Origin of the sequence: Yeosuana marina (assembly GCF_011762485.1) — a bacterium.
GTDB lineage: Bacteria > Bacteroidota > Bacteroidia > Flavobacteriales > Flavobacteriaceae > Yeosuana > Yeosuana marina.
Genome location: NZ_JAAKGI010000003.1, coordinates 384,363 through 402,170, shown reverse-complemented (window position 1 = coordinate 402,170; position 17,808 = coordinate 384,363). Strand labels below are relative to the sequence as shown.

Annotated in this window: 15 protein-coding genes and 2 tRNA genes; 8 read left to right on the top strand and 9 right to left on the bottom strand. The window is 32.6% G+C overall.

The features are described from left to right. Window positions 1-22 precede the first annotated feature (22 nt). From G5V56_RS06325 to lspA, 6 genes are all read left to right on the top strand, one after another. Entirely contained in the window at window positions 23-1,060 is a 1,038-nt protein-coding gene (locus G5V56_RS06325; RefSeq protein WP_166962979.1) for a zinc-dependent alcohol dehydrogenase family protein, read from the top strand. 77 nt (window positions 1,061-1,137) lie between these two features. Continuing rightward, on the top strand, window positions 1,138-1,425 hold the full coding sequence (locus G5V56_RS06320) for a YciI family protein (protein ID WP_166962977.1): 288 nt from the start codon (window positions 1,138-1,140) through the stop codon (window positions 1,423-1,425). A gap of 13 nt (window positions 1,426-1,438) precedes the next feature. Beyond that, window positions 1,439-1,876 carry an SRPBCC family protein gene (locus G5V56_RS06315; protein WP_166962975.1) on the top strand — a complete coding sequence of 146 codons (438 nt, stop codon included), beginning with the start codon at window positions 1,439-1,441 and terminating at the stop codon, window positions 1,874-1,876. 189 nt (window positions 1,877-2,065) lie between these two features. Beyond that, a complete protein-coding gene (locus G5V56_RS06310; RefSeq protein WP_166962973.1) occupies window positions 2,066-3,622 on the top strand; it encodes an NAD(P)/FAD-dependent oxidoreductase in 1,557 nt (518 codons plus the stop codon). Window positions 3,623-3,728: 106 nt separating this feature from the next. Continuing rightward, complete coding sequence (gene fabD, locus G5V56_RS06305; protein ID WP_166962971.1) at window positions 3,729-4,616, top strand: ACP S-malonyltransferase; 888 nt, start codon at window positions 3,729-3,731, stop codon at window positions 4,614-4,616. Window positions 4,617-4,619: 3 nt separating this feature from the next. Beyond that, entirely contained in the window at window positions 4,620-5,114 is a 495-nt protein-coding gene (lspA, locus tag G5V56_RS06300) for a signal peptidase II (protein ID WP_166962969.1), read from the top strand. A gap of 88 nt (window positions 5,115-5,202) precedes the next feature. Here the strand turns inward: lspA and G5V56_RS06295 are convergent, their stop codons facing one another. The 7 genes from G5V56_RS06295 to G5V56_RS06265 form a co-directional block, all read right to left on the bottom strand. Then, window positions 5,203-5,712, bottom strand: coding sequence for a lipid-binding protein (locus G5V56_RS06295; protein WP_166962967.1), 510 nt, complete (start codon window positions 5,710-5,712; stop codon window positions 5,203-5,205). Window positions 5,713-5,736: 24 nt separating this feature from the next. Beyond that, window positions 5,737-6,372, bottom strand: coding sequence for an immunoglobulin-like domain-containing protein (locus G5V56_RS06290; RefSeq protein ID WP_166962965.1), 636 nt, complete (start codon window positions 6,370-6,372; stop codon window positions 5,737-5,739). Window positions 6,373-6,390: 18 nt separating this feature from the next. After that, window positions 6,391-7,836 carry a SusD/RagB family nutrient-binding outer membrane lipoprotein gene (locus G5V56_RS06285; RefSeq protein WP_166962963.1) on the bottom strand — a complete coding sequence of 482 codons (1,446 nt, stop codon included), beginning with the start codon at window positions 7,834-7,836 and terminating at the stop codon, window positions 6,391-6,393. Between the two features lie 18 nt (window positions 7,837-7,854). Next, window positions 7,855-11,061, bottom strand: a complete 3,207-nt coding sequence (locus tag G5V56_RS06280) for a SusC/RagA family TonB-linked outer membrane protein (protein WP_166962961.1) — start codon at window positions 11,059-11,061, stop codon at window positions 7,855-7,857. Between the two features lie 254 nt (window positions 11,062-11,315). After that, window positions 11,316-12,824, bottom strand: coding sequence for a helix-turn-helix domain-containing protein (locus tag G5V56_RS06275; RefSeq protein ID WP_166962959.1), 1,509 nt, complete (start codon window positions 12,822-12,824; stop codon window positions 11,316-11,318). Between the two features lie 224 nt (window positions 12,825-13,048). After that, window positions 13,049-14,071 (bottom strand): UDP-glucose 4-epimerase GalE, encoded by a 1,023-nt coding sequence (gene galE, locus G5V56_RS06270; RefSeq protein WP_166962957.1) that lies wholly within the window; start codon window positions 14,069-14,071, stop codon window positions 13,049-13,051. Further along, complete coding sequence (locus tag G5V56_RS06265; protein WP_166962955.1) at window positions 14,064-15,218, bottom strand: DegT/DnrJ/EryC1/StrS family aminotransferase; 1,155 nt, start codon at window positions 15,216-15,218, stop codon at window positions 14,064-14,066. The genes galE and G5V56_RS06265 overlap by 8 nt, the downstream gene beginning before the upstream one ends. 188 nt (window positions 15,219-15,406) lie before the next feature. Here G5V56_RS06265 and G5V56_RS06260 point away from each other — a divergent pair, with 188 nt between their 5' ends. After that, window positions 15,407-16,609, top strand: a complete 1,203-nt coding sequence (locus G5V56_RS06260) for a 3-deoxy-D-manno-octulosonic acid transferase (RefSeq protein WP_240911234.1) — start codon at window positions 15,407-15,409, stop codon at window positions 16,607-16,609. A 95-nt stretch (window positions 16,610-16,704) separates the two neighbouring features. Then, window positions 16,705-16,968: a hypothetical protein gene (locus tag G5V56_RS06255; protein WP_166962951.1), complete on the top strand. Its 264-nt coding sequence runs from the start codon at window positions 16,705-16,707 to the stop codon at window positions 16,966-16,968. Between the two features lie 641 nt (window positions 16,969-17,609). On the opposite strand, the gene G5V56_RS06250 is transcribed toward G5V56_RS06255, so the two are convergent. Together G5V56_RS06250 and G5V56_RS06245 are read right to left on the bottom strand one after the other, a co-directional pair. Further along, window positions 17,610-17,694: transfer RNA gene (locus G5V56_RS06250), tRNA-Leu, on the bottom strand. 27 nt (window positions 17,695-17,721) lie between these two features. After that, window positions 17,722-17,793 (bottom strand) — tRNA-Gly (locus G5V56_RS06245). Between the last annotated feature and the right edge of the window lie 15 nt (window positions 17,794-17,808).

The following is a 17,808-nucleotide window of genomic DNA, read 5'->3' as shown; positions in this document are numbered from 1 at the left end:
ATCGCAAAAGTTGTGTGCAATTTTGAAAATAACAGAAATTTTCCAAATAATTAAACATTATAATATTAATAGATTAAAAAAATACACTTTGAGAGCATTGTATTTTAGGGAAAAAGGTGCCGCTGCAAAAGTTTTGGAGTTAGGAGAAAAAAACATCCAAGATTTGTCTGATAATGAAGTTAGAATAAAAGTGCTTGCAAGCTCAATTAACCCCGCAGATTTTATGTTTATTGAAAAACAATATCGAGTGAAACCTGAATTTCCTCAAATTGCTGGCTTTGAGGGAGCCGGAACTATAATAGATAATGGTGGTGATGAAAATTTTCCACTTAACTCAATTGTTGCATTTAGACATAAAAATATTTGGGCTGAATTTGCCAATATCCCCAAGGATAAAATCATTCTTTTGCCGAAAAATTTTCCTATTGAAAAAGCTGCTCAATTATCCTTAAATCCATTGACAGCCTGGGCTCTTTTAGAGGAGTCAAACGCTCATACAAATGAATGGATTGTACTTTCGGCAGCTAGTTCAACTGTAAGCAAACTAATCATTCAATTTGCCAAAAATAAAGGCATAAATACCATTGCAATTGTTCGAGATTTTGAACAAAAGGAAGAGTTATTAAGTCTCGGAGCAAACATGGTTCTAATTTCTGATAACGAAATAATAGAAAAACAAATTCGAGAACTTGGAAAAACAGAAAGAATTGTTAGTTTTCTGGATGCTGTAGGAGGAGATTTAGCTTCAACAATTATTAAAACGATTTCTCCCGGTAGTAAAATAATACACTATGGTTTATACAGCGACCAAAATGTAACATACCACAATGCTGATATAATCTTTAAAAACTTAACTATTCAAGGATTTGGAATTGATGGATGGCAGAATAACAAATCAAAAACAGAACTAAAAAAAATCTGGACCAATATCATCCACGAAATCATGAATCAAGATTTTAAAATGGAAGTTTCAGGGAAATATTCACTAAAAGCCTTTAAACAAGCCATAATTGAAAGTAGAAATAACAAAAGTGGAAAAATCCTTTTTTGGATGAATTAAAACACTTTTTAGCATGATAAAAGAAAAGCAATTGTAACCAATAATTTTAAAATATTAATTTAAAAAACAGTATAGGAATGTTTATAATTAGTCTAACATACAAGACACAACTAGAAAAAATTGACCAATATTTAAACGAACATATTGATTTCTTGAATGAGCAATATGAATTAGGAAATTTTCTAGTTTCAGGAAGAAAAATCCCGAGAACGGGTGGCATAATTTTGTCTAAGGCTAGCAGTAAATCGGAATTGGAAAAGATAATTGAAAAAGACCCCTTCAAGATAAATGAATTGGCTGATTATGAAATTACTGAATTCATACCAAGTAAGACCAATGAAAAATTGAGTTTTTTACTAGAATAAAATAATAACCAACATGAATATTTCCGTCAACGAAAATGCTCCTGTTAAATCTACGGGAAAAATTGAAATAAATGCACCAATAGATAAAGTTTGGCAAATATTGACATCCATTAACGACTGGCCTTCGTGGCAATCAGAAGTTACTCAATCAAATTTGAAAGAGAATCTTAAGGAAGGAGCAATTTTTAAATGGAAAGCAGGTGGACTATCTTTTACATCCCAAATTCACACGGTTGAACCAAAAACAAAATTTGGCTGGACTGGAAAAACCTTTGGTGCTAGTGCAATACATAATTGGTCCTTTTCCTTTGAAAACGGAAATACCGTTATCAAGGTTGAAGAAAGTTTACAAGGTGTTTTTCCTAAACTATTTAAAAACTATTTCCAAAAAAATTTAGACAAGGGGATTCAATTGAATTTGGAAGATTTAAAGTGTGCTTCGGAAAAATAAATAACAGCAATTCTTATAAATCCCAAATCAGCATTAAAATCAACTTGCACTTGTTAGACTAATGGAAGACTGGTTTGTATGTCTTTAGTCCTTATATGACAATCATACTGAGACGTTAAAATTAACACCTTAAGCATAAATCCTTTAAAATATATAATTCCATTCTTCCTATTTGTTTAATTTCGCATTATGGTAAAAGAAATCCAACTTCGCGTCACACTTAAAGAAGAAGAACGTAACGATATATTGGTCATTAAGTCGGCTCATGCTTTAGATATAAATAAAGAAGATATTACAGGTGTTAAAGTCCTTAGAAAGTCTATTGACGCCAGAAAACCAAAAATAATCTTCAATTATAAAGTTGCTGTATATATTAGAGAAGTTTTACCAAAAACATCAGACTATCAGTTTGATTATAAAGATGTTTCTAAAGCAAAACCCGTTCATATTATTGGCTTTGGTCCAGCAGGCATGTATGCCGCGTTGCGCTGTATAGAATTAGGTTTTAAACCTGTTGTTTTAGAGCGTGGTAAAAATGTACAAGATAGACGACGAGATTTGCGAGCTATCAATCAACACCATACTGTTAATGAAGATTCTAATTATTGTTTTGGCGAAGGTGGAGCAGGAACCTATAGCGATGGTAAATTATATACTCGAAGTTTAAAACGTGGTGATGTGCGACGAATTTTTGAAAACTTGGTGTATCATGGAGCCACCGATCAAATTTTGGTCGATGCTCATCCTCACATTGGTACCAATAAATTACCCAAAGTCGTTCAAAATATTAGAGAAACCATTTTAAAACATGGTGGAGAAATTCATTTTGAAACTCGTGTTGTCGATTTTACGGTAAAGAACCGAAAAATACAATCTATACAATTACAGAATGGTGAAGAACTAACAGTTAACAGAGTTATTTTGGCCACAGGACATTCGGCACGAGATATATTCTATTTACTATATAAAAAGAAGATAGCTTTAGAAGCAAAATCATTCGCTATGGGTGTTCGTGTAGAGCATCCGCAACATATTATTGATTCCATTCAATACCATTGTACTGGTGATCGCCATGAATTATTGCCAGCGGCTTCGTATGCTTTGGTGCAACAAGTTAATGATCGTGGTGTCTATTCCTTTTGTATGTGCCCGGGCGGTTTTATTGTACCTGCTGCAACGGCTGAAGGTGAGGTGGTTGTGAATGGTATGTCGCCTTCAAAACGAAATAATTTATACGCTAATTCTGGGATTGTGGTTGAAATAAATGCCGACAAAGACTTGTTTAAATACGAGAAGTTTGGTCCATTAAAAGGTTTGGAATATCAAAAAAACTTAGAAAGAATTGCATTTACTGCTGGTGGAAGAACACAAACAGCCCCAGCACAACGTTTGACAGATTTTGTCGAAGGAAAGTTATCGAATGACTTAAATTCGTGTTCGTACCAACCTGGATTAAAATCGGCTCCCCTACACTCCCTTTTACCCAAATTAATTGGCAGCAGATTGCGTAAAGGTTTTGAAGCATTCGGACAAAAAATGAAAGGCTATTATACATCGGAAGCTAATGTAGTTGGTGTAGAATCGAGAACCTCATCACCTGTTTGTATTCCAAGAACTGAACATTTAGAGCATCCTGAAGTTTCTGGTTTATTCCCTTGTGGCGAAGGTGGTGGCTATGCAGGCGGTATTGTTTCTGCTGCTATGGATGGCGAACGTTGTGCTGAAGCAGCAGTAAAAGGTTTATAAAATATATCTAGGTTTCATCTATACTCTTTTGATTATCTATTATATAAAAGTAAAGTCATCTAACTTCTAAAATATTCCTATTTTTGCAGCATTAAAATTACATAATATGAACGCATATATTTTTCCAGGTCAAGGAGCTCAATTTTCAGGAATGGGTTTAAACCTATATGAAACCTCACCTTTAGCACAAGAATTATTTGAACAAGCCAATGATATTTTAGGTTTTCAAATTACAGACATTATGTTTGAAGGTACGCCTGAAGCTTTAAAAGAAACCAAAGTAACACAACCAGCAATTTTTTTACATTCTGTAATTCTTGCTAAAACTTTAGGTGATAGTTTTAAACCAGATATGGTTGCCGGACATTCTTTAGGTGAATTTTCAGCTTTAGTGGCCAATGGTTCTTTAACTTTTGAAGATGGTTTGAAATTAGTTTCACAACGTGCTTTAGCTATGCAAAAAGCCTGTGAGATACAACCGAGTACAATGGCTGCCGTATTAGGTTTAGAAGATGCTATTGTTGAAAAAATATGTTCAGAAACTGAAGGTATTGTGGTTGCTGCCAACTATAATTGCCCTGGACAATTAGTGATTTCTGGAGACGTTGATGCTATTAATAGAGCTTGCGAAAGCCTGAAAGAAGCTGGTGCGCGTCGTGCTTTAGTATTACCAGTTGGAGGTGCTTTTCATTCACCTCTTATGGAACCTGCTCGTGAAGAATTGGCTGCAGCTATTGAAAATACAAAATTCAGTAAACCCATTTGTCCCATCTATCAAAATGTAACGGCAAGTGCTGTTCATGATGAAGCCGCTATCAAATCCAATTTAATATCTCAATTAACGGCTCCTGTACGTTGGACACAATCTGTACAACAAATGATTGCTGATGGTGCTACTTTATTTACCGAAGTTGGACCAGGAAACGTATTGCAAGGTCTTGTTAAAAAGATAAACAGAGATGCCCAAACGGCTTCTGCTACATTAGAAAACTAAAACATGAAGCTATCTAAACGTGCGGTTACCATTATTGCAATTATTGTTGGAACCATTGCTATTGATCAGATATCAAAAGTGTTAGTTAGAGCTTATGTGGAACCTGGAACTCAATCAAAGATTATAGGCAATTATTTTACACTTCACAATGTAGAAAATGTTGGTGCTTTTTTAGGTATGGGGAGCGATTTAAATCCTACACTGAAACTTATTTTACTGCTCATTTTACCCATAGTTGTCTTAGGATACGTCCTTATTCATGTTTTAAGAAACAAGGATTTAGACAAATTATCACTTATTGCATTTTCGATTATTATTGGTGGTGGAATAGCTAATGTTTACGATCGCATAGCTTACGGATCTGTAACCGATTTTTTCTATATGAAATTAAACGATACTCTACATACAGGTGTTTTTAATATGGCCGATCTTTTTGTGACAACTGGTATGATTATCTTATTAATTGTTAGTTTTAGGAAGAAAAAAGAACAATCATAAAAGAAATAAAATCTCAATCTTTTTTAAATAAAACATAAAAACCACCTCATCAATAGAGGTGGTTTTTAGTTTGGTTGTTAGGCTTTAATTAATAGTTAGGGTTCTCATCTTCTAAAAATCCTGTTCGTTTGTGACCTACAAATTTATAGACTGTTCCGGGATCCCAGCTAAATTCAGCTTCAAATGAAATTTCATCTACGGTTGTGTTACTCGTTGTAGTATAAGAATTTTTTGTAATCATTCCATTAGTTACTGTTACCGTTTCATCTGTATATAATTCAAGGGTATTAGGTTCACTTGAAAACGTCATGCCATCTGCATTTAGTGATGCTTTAGCTTTTATTTCCATCCAATTATCATTGTCATCAAGCCAAAAACCATTATCATTAGCAGCCGTATTATAGGTGCTGAATTGCACATAATCTCCACCATATGCTGGGGTAACACCATCTGGTTCTAAAGCAATTACCCACCAATCACCTGCAATAGCTTCTACATTTGTTCCTCCTGGATCTGGGTCTCCACCTTCATCACAAGAAACAAACAAACTAACTGTACATAACAGTATAAAGACTTTAATTATGTTTATATTTTTCATATTTCTTTTAATTTAATTTTTTAATTATTGTCTTGAAAAAGTTCTTTCAAAAGTTCCATAATATGCACTAGCTTGCAATTGCCATCTGAAATTATCATTGTCATCTATATGACCAGGTAAAAAACTTTTTATTGATATTCCACTTGGAGACGTGTTCTCTTGAAATGGAATATAAATTTCATCATCATTAACGTTAATAAATGTTACTGTAGCCTGATTAGCTCCTGTTACACCACCAGCATTATCATAGGTATAATATCTGTCGGATATCTGAGTACATGTTCCAGGGCTGCCATTTGATCTTGCCCAACTACCCTCTAAGTTATAGATACTTGGTGCGGTAGAAATAACAACGACTGTTCTTGTTGCAGATGCCGCAAAGCCCAAATCATTTACGGCTTCATAGGTGATATAGTATACTCCTGGCACATTAGTATCTACGACCGTACTAGTCGTAAAAGGATACGATTCTCCTGATAAAGTAACGTTAACACTTGGATCTGTCCAAGTATCTCCTTGATTTATAATTACCTCGTCACTCCCATTTAGTTCGATAACTGCATAATTAGTAACTTTACTTACATCTGCTGTTGATTCCGTATCGCATGAACTTAACACTAGTAATGCCATACAAATCATTATTTTAAATATGTTTTTCATCTTCTTTCTTTTTTAAAATTATTGATTCCACCAAATTGGAGTAGTAATTGGCACTACAGCAGGTGCATTTAAATTTCTAGATGTTTCGTTTGTTGGATATAACAATCTCTGTGGAAAGCCAGTTCCTAAAACTCCATTAAGTGATACCGCAAACTCTCCTGCAACATAAGCTGGATCTGTTTGAGGTACTGAAGATACTGCTGGAATACCTGTACGCTGCCATTCAAAGAACGATTCGGCACCATTTCCAGGGTAACTTGCAATCCATTTTTGTGTAATAATGGCATTCAACTTATCATCAAAAGTTCCTGAACTAGGATATTCATAAGCTGCAGAAGGAGCTACATAAGAGGTACCATCTAAGGACCATTTATTAAAGTTTTCTAACACTGCTGCATCATATAATGCTTTAGCACCAGAAGCCCCAATATTATAACGCTCTCTTACCTCTGCTTGCATAAATAAGCTTTCTTCGTGACTAATAAAGTACACAGGAGTCTCTGGGTGCAATATAGAAACGGCAAACGTATTAGGTCCTGCTGGATTGTTATAATCACCTTGATCAACTGGATTTCCGGTTGTATAAAATAATGCTAATCGTGAATCAAGATTATCTGTTAAATACGAATGCATGGTCGTGCTAGCTCTTAAATTTAAAGAGGTATTTAATTGACGTTTATCAGATTCATACAATGGATTACTAATATTAGGAGCATCAGTAAAGCCAGTTAAAGCAGCATCAACATCAAGAAAAGAAACACCCGAATTTAGCATAGCCGTAATACCTGCCTCTGCAATAGATGGTCTTGCTTCTGTTTGACGTAAAAAGATTTTTAACTTTAAGGTATTTGCAAACTTAACCCAGTTATCCATATTTCCGCCAAATATCAAATCATCTGTTCCCGGTTCTCTTCCTTGCGAAGCACTCAAGTTTCTACCTAAGGCATCGTCTAAATCAGCAATTAATGCATCATAAACATCCTGTCCAGAATCAAAATGAGGACTAAAAATTAAAGGATTATTTGCTTCGGAATAAGGAATATCTCCATACCAATCCGTTAACATATGGAATGTGTAAGCTTCTAAAACTGTCGCTATTAAATAATAGTTCCAATTTTCGGCTTCTAAAGCCTTTCTTTTTATGTTTCTAACATCTAAAAGGGCATCATAAGCATTTCTCCAACCCGTCGTTGAAATACCATCTGTTGTACCAAGGGTGTAATTATCAACTACACGGTACTGGCTTGAACCAGGGCTTTGAGACCACATTTGTGACCAAATTCCACCAATAATTGCCCAACTTGCCCCTTGAACACCAGCTATTCCAGTAATACTTCCAGGAAGTTCTACTTCAAACGCCAAATCATCTGGTGTTAAATCGTCTGGATCTCGGTTAATATCTAATTGCGAATCGCAAGACAATAACATTCCAAATCCAATTAATATTAATATTATTTTTTTCATTGTTATATTTTTTATTTATTAAAATGACATTTTTAGAGAAACCCCATAAGTTCTTTGTGCTGGATTAGCACCAAACTCTCCAAACTCAGTAACTAAATCATTTCCTCCAAAAGATGTAACTTCTGGATCTACGTAAGGATTCTCAGCAGGCGTCCATAACATTAAATTTTTGCCATAAACACTCAACGACATACTATTTAATCCTGTTTTTCCAATAATGCTTTGAGGGAAGTTATAGGATAAAGACAAATCTCTTAACCTTACAAATGTTTTATCAATTACATGATCTGTAGCCTCAACAGTTGGATTATTACTTGAACTGTAAAACCCTGATACATTACCATAAGATATTGGTGTTGTGTTTTCTGAATAGGTTCCGTCTCCATTATCATTGACCGAATTTGGTATAATAAAAGGATTTCTGTCATTATAGGTTGTCGCTATTGAATTTCCAGTAAAGCCAAGTAGTCGTGCTGTATAAGAATACATTAAACCACCTTGCTTCCAATCAAAATTAAAGGCCAACCTGAAATTTTTATATTTAAATGTATTTTGAAGTCCCATAACAAAATCTCTTTGCGAATTACCAAGCGGTTCTTCTTCAAGTGTCTGTAATGGAATTCCTGTATTTGGATCAACAACCGTTTGACCAGCATCATTAACTAAAGGTTTACGGCCATAAAAAACGCCTAATGGCTGTCCTTCAATAGCATAAAAATTAATATTGTAAGAGTTATTAATTAAAAGTTTATCTAAACCTTCTGGTAACGATGTTACTTTGTTTTTGTTTTTAGTAAATGTCCAATCAACATTCCAGCTGAAATCTTCCGTTCTAACTGGCACCAATCCAAGTGCTATTTCAACCCCCTTATTTTCAAGATCTAAATAGTTTCCAACAATTGATCCATAACCTGTTGATTCTGGTAATAAAAGTGAAATAATGGAACCATTCGTTTTTTTACTGTAATATGCAACATCTGCAGTAATTCTATTATTAAAAAAACGTCCTTCTGCACCTACTTCATACTCATCTGTAAATTCTGGTTCAATATTTATATTACCCAATGCTCTGGCAATCTCAAACGAATTTAATCCGTTAAAAGGAAATGTTATTTGTCCAAAATAAGCAGTTGCTACAGCTTGTAGAGCCGAACTTTCTGTGTTATACAACCCGGCATCATTTGCAAGAGAAGCATAACCTCCTCTAATTTTTAGAAAATGTTCACCATTATCAATAGCAATGGCACTTAAATTAACCGACGGATAGAAAAATGAATTTTTACCAATAGCTAAGGTAGAAGTCCACTCGTTTCTACCTGTTAAGTTTAAATAAACCCTTTCTTTATATGATAATGTTGCAGACCCAAAAGCAGAATACCCTTTTCTTTGGCTATCTTGCTGTGCCGTAATTGGTAGTACTGCTGAGTTTGAAATTTCATAAAAATAAGGAATATCCAAGTTTGTTACATTAACACTTAAACTACTTGTAATACTATTGTTGATAGATCCTCCTAAAGAAGCCTGTAAACTAAAATTATCATTTAAAACAGTATCATAGTCAAATGTTAAAAATGATTCATATCGCTTTGCTTGATTGGTAGCCTCAGTAACACCACCCACATTGTTAGTAGCCCCTAGCAATGCATTTGGCGAACCTGGTGTGTAATTAATAACGGCTCCATGACTGTGTCGTTTTCCATTAAGAATATCTGCCCCAACTTGAATAGTTCCTACTAATTCTGGAGTTATATCGTAAGAAAAGTTTACATTTCCATAAAAACGTTCTCTACTTATATTTGTAGCATTCTCATTAATAACCCAATATGGGTTTCTTGAATAAGATGTATAAAAATTATCATTATTATTAAACGGGTTGTTTTTATAATCAGCCAAATCTAAAACACTAATATCTCTTGGTATTTGCAATATTTCTTGCATAAAGGTTTCACCTTCTCCAGCGTTGTCTCCCTGACCTGTATTTACAGCGTTTTGTCTAGTTTGTGCATAATTACCATTGACACGTAATCTGAATTTTTTACCTGAGATACCAGAATTTAAACTTATTGTATTTCTATTTAAAGCATCCGCATTAGTTGGGATAACTCCATCTGTATCTATTTTAGTAAAGATTAATGAAAAATCTGAATTATCACCACCACCACTTAAGCGTAGTGAATTAGTATAGGTTGCACCTATATCATAAAAATCCTTGATATTATCTTTTAAATTTGAATAAGGTTTTATTTGTTGAGAATTATCAACAATCTGTCCCCAAACACGAAGCTGATCGTTAAACTTAGGGCCCCAAGAACCATTTTCATTACTTGCTCCTGTTCCTCCTGCTGGAAGACCAGAATAACCAACACCATTCCAGCCTTGACCAAAATTTTGTTGTAAATGAGGAATTCTTGATACTTCCGAAAAGTCTAACGAACTATTTAATTCAACTTTTACTGCCCCAGACTTACCTCTTTTAGTAGTAATAATGATAGCTCCACTTGATGCTCTTGAACCATAGAGTGCTGTCGCAGCACCACCTTTAAGTATATTAATACTTGCTATGGCATTAGCATCTAAATCATTAATATTGGTTCCTCCGTCAAACGATCTGTTAACATCGGTTGTAAGTCCAGTTCCTGTGTTTCCACTATTAGAAGCCGAAGAAATGGGTGTTCCATCAATGACATATAAAGGACCATTGACCGCTCTAACAGAACTAAACCCTCTTAAAATAATTTTTGTAGAGGCACCTGGCTGACTTGGTGAGGTAATATCTAAACCCGCCACTTTACCTGATAAACTTTCAAATGGATTTAATGTTGCTACCTCTGTTAACTTTTCCCCAGAAACGGCTGTAGCGGCATATCCTAGAGATCTTTTTTGTTTTGTTTTACCAAAAGCTGTCACTACAACTTCCTGAAGTGCCGTAGCATCTTCTTGTAATGTTACATCAATTGTATTGGACTGTCCAACAACAATCTCCTTGTTAGCATATCCTACAAAACTAAAAACAAGGGTTTGACCTTGATTCGCTTTAATAGCATATTTACCATCAAAATCTGTTGAAGCACCAATAGTGGTGCCTTTAACTAAAACAGTTGCTCCGGGCAATGGTAACCCTCTATTATCTGCAACAGTCCCAGATATTGATTTTTCTTGTGCAAAAGCCATGGTTGAACCAAATAGCAAAAGCACTAGCATAAAATAGTAGTTCTTTACTTTCATGAATAAAAATTTTTATGAGTTAGTCTATGCAGATTGTTATAAGGAAGGTGACAAAGACATTTTTTTAAAGGACTAATTCAAAAAATTACTTCACGAAATAAACTAAAGTTTAGTGGAACTTAAAGCAGTAAGTAAAGCTCTTTAGCCACCTAACCTTACACAATTGCAAGGCAAAACAACTAAGAATAGAGATGAGTAAGGTTAAAACCTATCATAGTTTACCTATTCCGACAAAAGTTTACTATTAATTTACTCTAGGATTTGTTTTTTATGTTTTCAAGAAATTGAGAAGGAGTCAAATGCATCTCTTTTTTGAAGGCCTTATTAAAAGTTACTTTATTATTATAACCTACTTCATAAGCTACATCAATAATATTTAAACTTCCATAAGTGTCATTTTTAAGAATATCTACAACCTCTTTAACCCTGAACATATTAACTAATTCAAAAAAATTCATTTTAAAATGCTCGTTTATAATTTGTGATGTATTGTGTCTAGTAGTATTTAATCTATTTGCTAATATTTCTAAACTTAAATTATTCTCTCGATAAATTTTTTCATCTTCAAATAAGCTCAAAAGATTACTCTTTAACTCTTCTGTCAGTCCTATGGTCAGGCTAGATTTTTGGTATTTAGAAAATAATTTTTCTTTTAAGGAAACCGTATGAATATTATTAAAAATATCCTGTTGCAGATATGCCATATAGGCTACATAAATAACCATTATGGACATTATACCAACCATTAAGTAACTAACATACAAGGAAACTAATCCCAGTTTGCCTATACTACAAATTCCATATATAGTGTATGAAACAAGATAAGCTATCTGAATTCTAAAGACCGTTTTCTTCCAATTAATTATTTCTTTATTTTCATCTTCTCCTCTGTCAATTTTAAGTAATTCACCGATAAAAAAAGTATAAATAATTAACGAGGTTATTTTTGAAAAAAATATAAAATAAGTATATCCCTCACTTAAAGTATTTTGTCCTAAAATTATTCTAATCTTCTCATCTGAGGATAATGTATAGACAGGTAAAAACATAATGAACATTACTAATGCAGGCAAAAAATGCAGTAGATCAATCTTCTTGAAAGAAGTTCTCTTTATTACAGTTTTGAAATAAAAATATAATAATGGACCATACAACAAGGCACCTATCGAAGACATTTTGTAAGTATGTGGAAATTTAAATTGCAAATTAGAATGTAAAAAAACAAACTCTAAAATAAATAGACAATAAAGCAGAACAAATCCGCTAATAAATATTGATGCATTTTTATTACGTCTCTTTGAAAAATTAAGAATTATAACAAAATAAATACCTATTAATGCTATATAAAAAAAGAGTCCTGTTAGTATGTTTATTTTTGGTAAATATTTACTTTCTAATTTTTTAAACTCTGAAGAATCTCTTATATCTTCATAGGAGTCATCATTTAAAATTGAAAAATTTAAAGAATTATTAATATACTTCTCAGTGTAAGTATAAGCATCATCTAATTGCTCCAAATGAGCATTAATTTTTGCTAAATTTTTAAAAACATTAATTGAATCGGAGGTCTGCTCTTTAAGTGCATTTTCATACAGTATTAATAAATCTAATTGTGTTAATTCATTATCAATAGTTTTTTTTTGTATCAAACTATCAATTTGAATTTGAAAAACACTTAAGGTTGTTTTTGGTTTAGCAATTAATTTAGTTGAAAAAACTAAAATAATAAAAAGAACATAAATTGATTTTGATTGATGAAACATTGATTGATGATTTTTTGATTGATTGATGATACATTTTAGATTGATTGAGTTTTCTAAATGAAGTTGAATTTAATAGAATATTTACGCTTTTTTCTTAAAATTTTCTTAAATAAAGGGCGTTTGGCAATAATAAAAAATCCATACAACATATTGGATATTAAATTATTAAGCATAGAAACTCGCTCTATGTCATAAAAATATATGAATTAGCACTGAACTGAAATTTAACGACCTTTAGCAATCTGCTCCCATTTCCATGCAGATCTCATAGCGTCATCTAGAGTTAATTGCGCTTTCCAACCTAATTCATTGTTTGCTTTGGTTGTATCTGCATACGCAGAAATAACGTCACCTTCTCTTCTGCCAACAATTTTATAATTCAGTTTTTTACCGGAAACTTTTTCAAAAGAATTTATAACTTCTAAAACAGAACTTCCTGTTCCCGTTCCTAAGTTAAACGTTTCATAATTAGATTTATGCTTATTCTTAAGCAAACGTCCTAAAGCTATAACATGGGCTTTTGCTAAATCAACCACATGAATATAGTCGCGAATACAAGTGCCGTCTGGCGTTGGATAATCATCTCCAAAAACAGATAATTGTTCTCTTAACCCTATAGCTGTCTGCGTAATAAACGGAACTAAATTTTGAGGAACACCAATAGGTAATTCACCAATTTTAGCTGATTCGTGAGACCCTACAGGATTAAAATAACGTAATGCAATAGCTTTTAAAGATGGTGTTACTTTGCACGTGTCGCTTATAATTTCTTCACCTATTTGCTTTGTATTCCCATAAGGCGATTCTGCCTGTTTAACAGGTGCATTTTCGGTAATTGGTAATTCATCTGCTTGACCATAAACGGTACAAGACGAACTAAAAATAAAACTTGCTTCGGGTAACTTTTTTAATTCTTTAAGAATATAAACCAATGTACTAATATTGTTTTCATAATACAATAATGGCTCATTTACACTTTCACCTACTGCTTTACTTGCAGCAAAATGGATAACTCCTTTTACATCATTATGACGTTGGAAAAAATTTTCTACTTCTAACTTGTCTTTTAAATCAATTTTTTCAAAAGTGGGCATTTTTCCTGTTATGGCAGTGATACCATCTAAAACTTCTATTGAAGAATTAGATAAATTATCGATGATAACTACTTCATAACCCTCATTTTGTAATTCAACAACCGTGTGAGATCCTATGAATCCTAATCCGCCAGTAACTAAAATTTTATCCATTTATAAATGTTTTAACTTTTGATGTAATAAACTCTATTTGTTCGTCATCCAATTCAGTATGCATTGGTAATGAAATAACATCTTTTACTAATTGATTCGTTATTTTAAAATCAGCTTCATTATATCTATCATCTACATAGGCCTTTTGATTATGCAGTGGAATTGGATAATAAACACCACAAGGTATTCCATTATCATTTAAAAATTTAACCAATGCATTTCTGTCAACATTTTTTACTCGTAAGGTATATTGATGAAACACATGACAATCACACGTATCACATATTCCTTGACAAGATGTTTTCCCCGAAGGCATTATAATATTTGGTTCATCTTTAAATGCTTCATTATATTTTCTAGCAGCATTTTGTCTAGCTTTATTATAACTATCTAGATGTGGTAATTTAGTATCTAAAATCCCTGCTTGAATACTATCTAACCTAGAATTTACACCAACAACATCATGATGATAACGTTCGTACATACCATGGTTAACAATACCTCTAATGGTATGGGCTAACTCATCATTATTCGTAAAGATAGCTCCTCCATCTCCATAACATCCTAAGTTTTTTGAAGGAAAAAAAGATGTTGAAGCAACATCTCCAATAGTTCCGGCTTTTGCTTTTCTACCATCACTAAATGTGTAGGTCGCACCAATAGCTTGCGCATTATCTTCTATAACATATAAATTGTGCTCTTTAGCAATTTCTAAAATAGCTTCCATATTCGCACACATTCCGAATAAATGTACAGGAACAATCGCTTTCGTTTTTGGCGTTATGGCTTTTTTTATGGCCTCAATGTTAATATTAAAATCGTCACTATTAACATCTACTAAAACGGGAGTTAAATTTAGAAGCGCAATAACCTCAACAGTTGCAGCGAATGTAAAATCGGCAGTTATAACTTCATCACCAGGTTTTAAACCCAGGCCCATCATGGCTATTTGTAACGCATCTGTTCCGTTAGCACATGGGATAACATGCTTAACTCCCAAATAATTTTCTAAATTTTTCTGAAATTGATGAACCTTTGGTCCGTTTATAAATGCAGTAGTTTCTAAAACTTCTTGAATGGATGTATTAACTTCATCCTTAATTTTATCAAGTTGACCTTTAAGGTCAACCATTTGAATTTTATTCATCTAAAAAAAATTACAATTCACTAATAGTCATTAAAATATGATTGCTATTTTAATCTAGCTATGAAGTGAATTAATTGATTACGAAATTACAAAATTCATAGATGTTAACCACGTTTTTCTAGCAAAGAAATGTATTTTTGTTACAAATAAACGCTTTGAATTTTATTTATAATATAGGCATAAACCTAATGCAATTTCTTTTAAAAGGCATTGCTCTTTTTAACTCAAAAATAAATAAAGGTGTTAAAGGAAGAGTAGAGTCCTTCAAGTTATTAAACGCTAACCTAAAACCACAAGACAAAACACTTTGGTTTCACTGTGCTTCATTAGGTGAATACGAACAGGGGCTTCCTGTGTTTAAAGCCTTAAGAGATCAATATTCAAATCATAAAATTGTATTGACTTTTTTCTCTCCATCAGGATATGAAATAAGAAAAGAATCACCTATTGCCGATGTTGTTATCTATCTACCAATCGATACTAAAAAAAATGCAAAAGAATTTTTAAACACTGTCAATCCAGAACTTACTGTATTTGTAAAATATGACATCTGGCCTAATTATTTAAACGAATTAAAAGCAAGACAATTAAAGGCAATTTTAATTTCAGCTGCTTTTAGAAAAAACCAAAGCTACTTTAAGTTTTATGGCTCGCAATTAAGAAATGCTTTGTTTGCTTTTGACCACATTTTTACTCAAAACGAAGCATCAAAAGCATTACTAGAATCTATTGACTATTCTTATGTTACGGTTTCTGGAGACACAAGGTTTGACAGGGTTTCCGACCAATTATCACAAAACAATACGCTAGATTTTATAGAAACATTCAAACAAGATAAATTATGTGTTGTGGCTGGTAGTACCTGGCCTGAGGACGATGCGCTTTTTATTAATTTTATAAATTCTGAAGTATCAAAAGACGTCAAGTTTATAATTGCCCCTCATAATATAAAAGACAATCAAATTAAAAATTTTAAAGGGAACATAAATTCTGAAACTATTTTATTTTCTGAAAAAGATACTCGTGATTGCTCTAAAGCTCAAGTATTTATTATTGATACTATTGGGCTTCTCTCAAAAATTTATAACTATGCCGATGTAGCTTATGTTGGTGGTGCAATGGGACATACGGGCTTGCATAATACATTAGAACCTGCCGTTTTTGGAGTCCCTATAATTATTGGGAATAATCATTCTAAATTTCCTGAAGCCAAGGCTATGATTGATAATTATGGCATGTTCTCTATTAAAAACCAAGTTGAATTTAATAGTATTTTAAAAGAATTAATTACCAATAAATACAAACGCATTACTTACGGAAAACATAATTTAGACTATATCAAAAAAAATAAAGGAGCAGTAAATCATATTCTTGATTACCTGCAATTATAAGTTCAGTTTTAATAACCAAATACGCCCATATAGTCCAAAGCAATAAACGTTTGCGTATATTAATTTATATGATATTAATTAAATCAAACTAAATCATGAAAAAATTATTTTTAAGTACTATTCTGTTATTAGCAATAACTATATCTTTTACATCATGTAGAGATACAAAAAAATCTGATTCTATAGAAGAGTCTGTTGAAAAAGCAACTGACGCAACTAAAGATGCTGTCGACAATGCAGCTGATGCAACTGAAGGTGCTCTTGAAGAAACAGGTAAAGCTATAGATAAAGCAGTAGAAAAAACAAAAGAAGCAGGAGAAGCTACGAAAGAAGCTGTTAAAAAAATTGGAGACAACTAAACTCTATTTAGAATTTTAAAGAATAAAAAAGCCTTTGTCTAATAACAAAGGCTTTTTTTTTTGATTGATGATTTGTTTACTGCATATAAATATGATTATTTATATCGTCTTTCGTTATTCCAATTGTAACTTTTTGATTTATCGAATGTTCTTGGAAAATGGTTATTGTTTAAAGTTCTCATTAGTTCTATTTTTTATGGTTAATATATTTTATTTAATTACTTATTAGTATCTATTCGCTAGAGGCCTATTGATAAATATGGGTATTTGTATATTGCTATAGGTATAGATGTATTGCTTCTTTATGTTCCTATCACAACCTCTTATTTTAGCACTTTTTCTCATAATTTATAGTTTTTAAACTTGCTTTATACTTCATAGACGATGCTATTTTAAAATTGTTACAGTACTATGCATAACATGGTAATAATTTAACAATATTTAACACTTAGTTTAAATAACAATAATTAGAGTAATAGTTTACGCCTTGAACAGACTGTTTAGAGATTGACTCCCTCTTAAAAAATAAAGGTTCAAAGGAACCCTTTAAAAATACCTTTGATAAGAAACTTAAAGTAATGTATAAATAACTACAAACTGAAATCAAAAAAGCCTTTACAAGGAATCTTGTAAAGGCTTTGTACTGAAGACGGGACTTGAACCCGTACGTCCTTAATGGACATTGGATTTTAAGTCCAACGTGTCTACCAATTCCACCACTTCAGCAACTTGGTATATTTTAGAAAGTTTCAGAGCGAAAGACGGGATTTGAACCCGCGACCCTCACCTTGGCAAGGTGATGCTCTACCCCTGAGCTACTTTCGCAGTTTTTTTAATGAA

Excerpts from the sequence above, each read along its gene's own strand:
- G5V56_RS06285 (WP_166962963.1), bottom strand. The coding sequence starts at position 7,836 with ATGAAAAAAATAATATTAATATTAATTGGATTTGGAATGTTATTGTCT.
- G5V56_RS06315 (WP_166962975.1), top strand. The coding sequence starts at position 1,439 with ATGAATATTTCCGTCAACGAAAATGCTCCTGTTAAATCTACGGGAAAA.
- G5V56_RS06310 (WP_166962973.1), top strand. The coding sequence starts at position 2,066 with ATGGTAAAAGAAATCCAACTTCGCGTCACACTTAAAGAAGAAGAACGT.
- G5V56_RS06290 (WP_166962965.1), bottom strand. The coding sequence starts at position 6,372 with ATGAAAAACATATTTAAAATAATGATTTGTATGGCATTACTAGTGTTA.
- G5V56_RS06265 (WP_166962955.1), bottom strand. The coding sequence starts at position 15,218 with ATGAATAAAATTCAAATGGTTGACCTTAAAGGTCAACTTGATAAAATT.
- G5V56_RS06255 (WP_166962951.1), top strand. The coding sequence starts at position 16,705 with ATGAAAAAATTATTTTTAAGTACTATTCTGTTATTAGCAATAACTATA.
- G5V56_RS06320 (WP_166962977.1), top strand. The coding sequence starts at position 1,138 with ATGTTTATAATTAGTCTAACATACAAGACACAACTAGAAAAAATTGAC.
- lspA (WP_166962969.1), top strand. The coding sequence starts at position 4,620 with ATGAAGCTATCTAAACGTGCGGTTACCATTATTGCAATTATTGTTGGA.
- G5V56_RS06280 (WP_166962961.1), bottom strand. The coding sequence starts at position 11,061 with ATGAAAGTAAAGAACTACTATTTTATGCTAGTGCTTTTGCTATTTGGT.
- galE (WP_166962957.1), bottom strand. The coding sequence starts at position 14,071 with ATGGATAAAATTTTAGTTACTGGCGGATTAGGATTCATAGGATCTCAC.
- G5V56_RS06260 (WP_240911234.1), top strand. The coding sequence starts at position 15,407 with ATGCAATTTCTTTTAAAAGGCATTGCTCTTTTTAACTCAAAAATAAAT.
- G5V56_RS06295 (WP_166962967.1), bottom strand. The coding sequence starts at position 5,712 with ATGAAAAATATAAACATAATTAAAGTCTTTATACTGTTATGTACAGTT.
- fabD (WP_166962971.1), top strand. The coding sequence starts at position 3,729 with ATGAACGCATATATTTTTCCAGGTCAAGGAGCTCAATTTTCAGGAATG.
- G5V56_RS06275 (WP_166962959.1), bottom strand. The coding sequence starts at position 12,824 with ATGTTTCATCAATCAAAATCAATTTATGTTCTTTTTATTATTTTAGTT.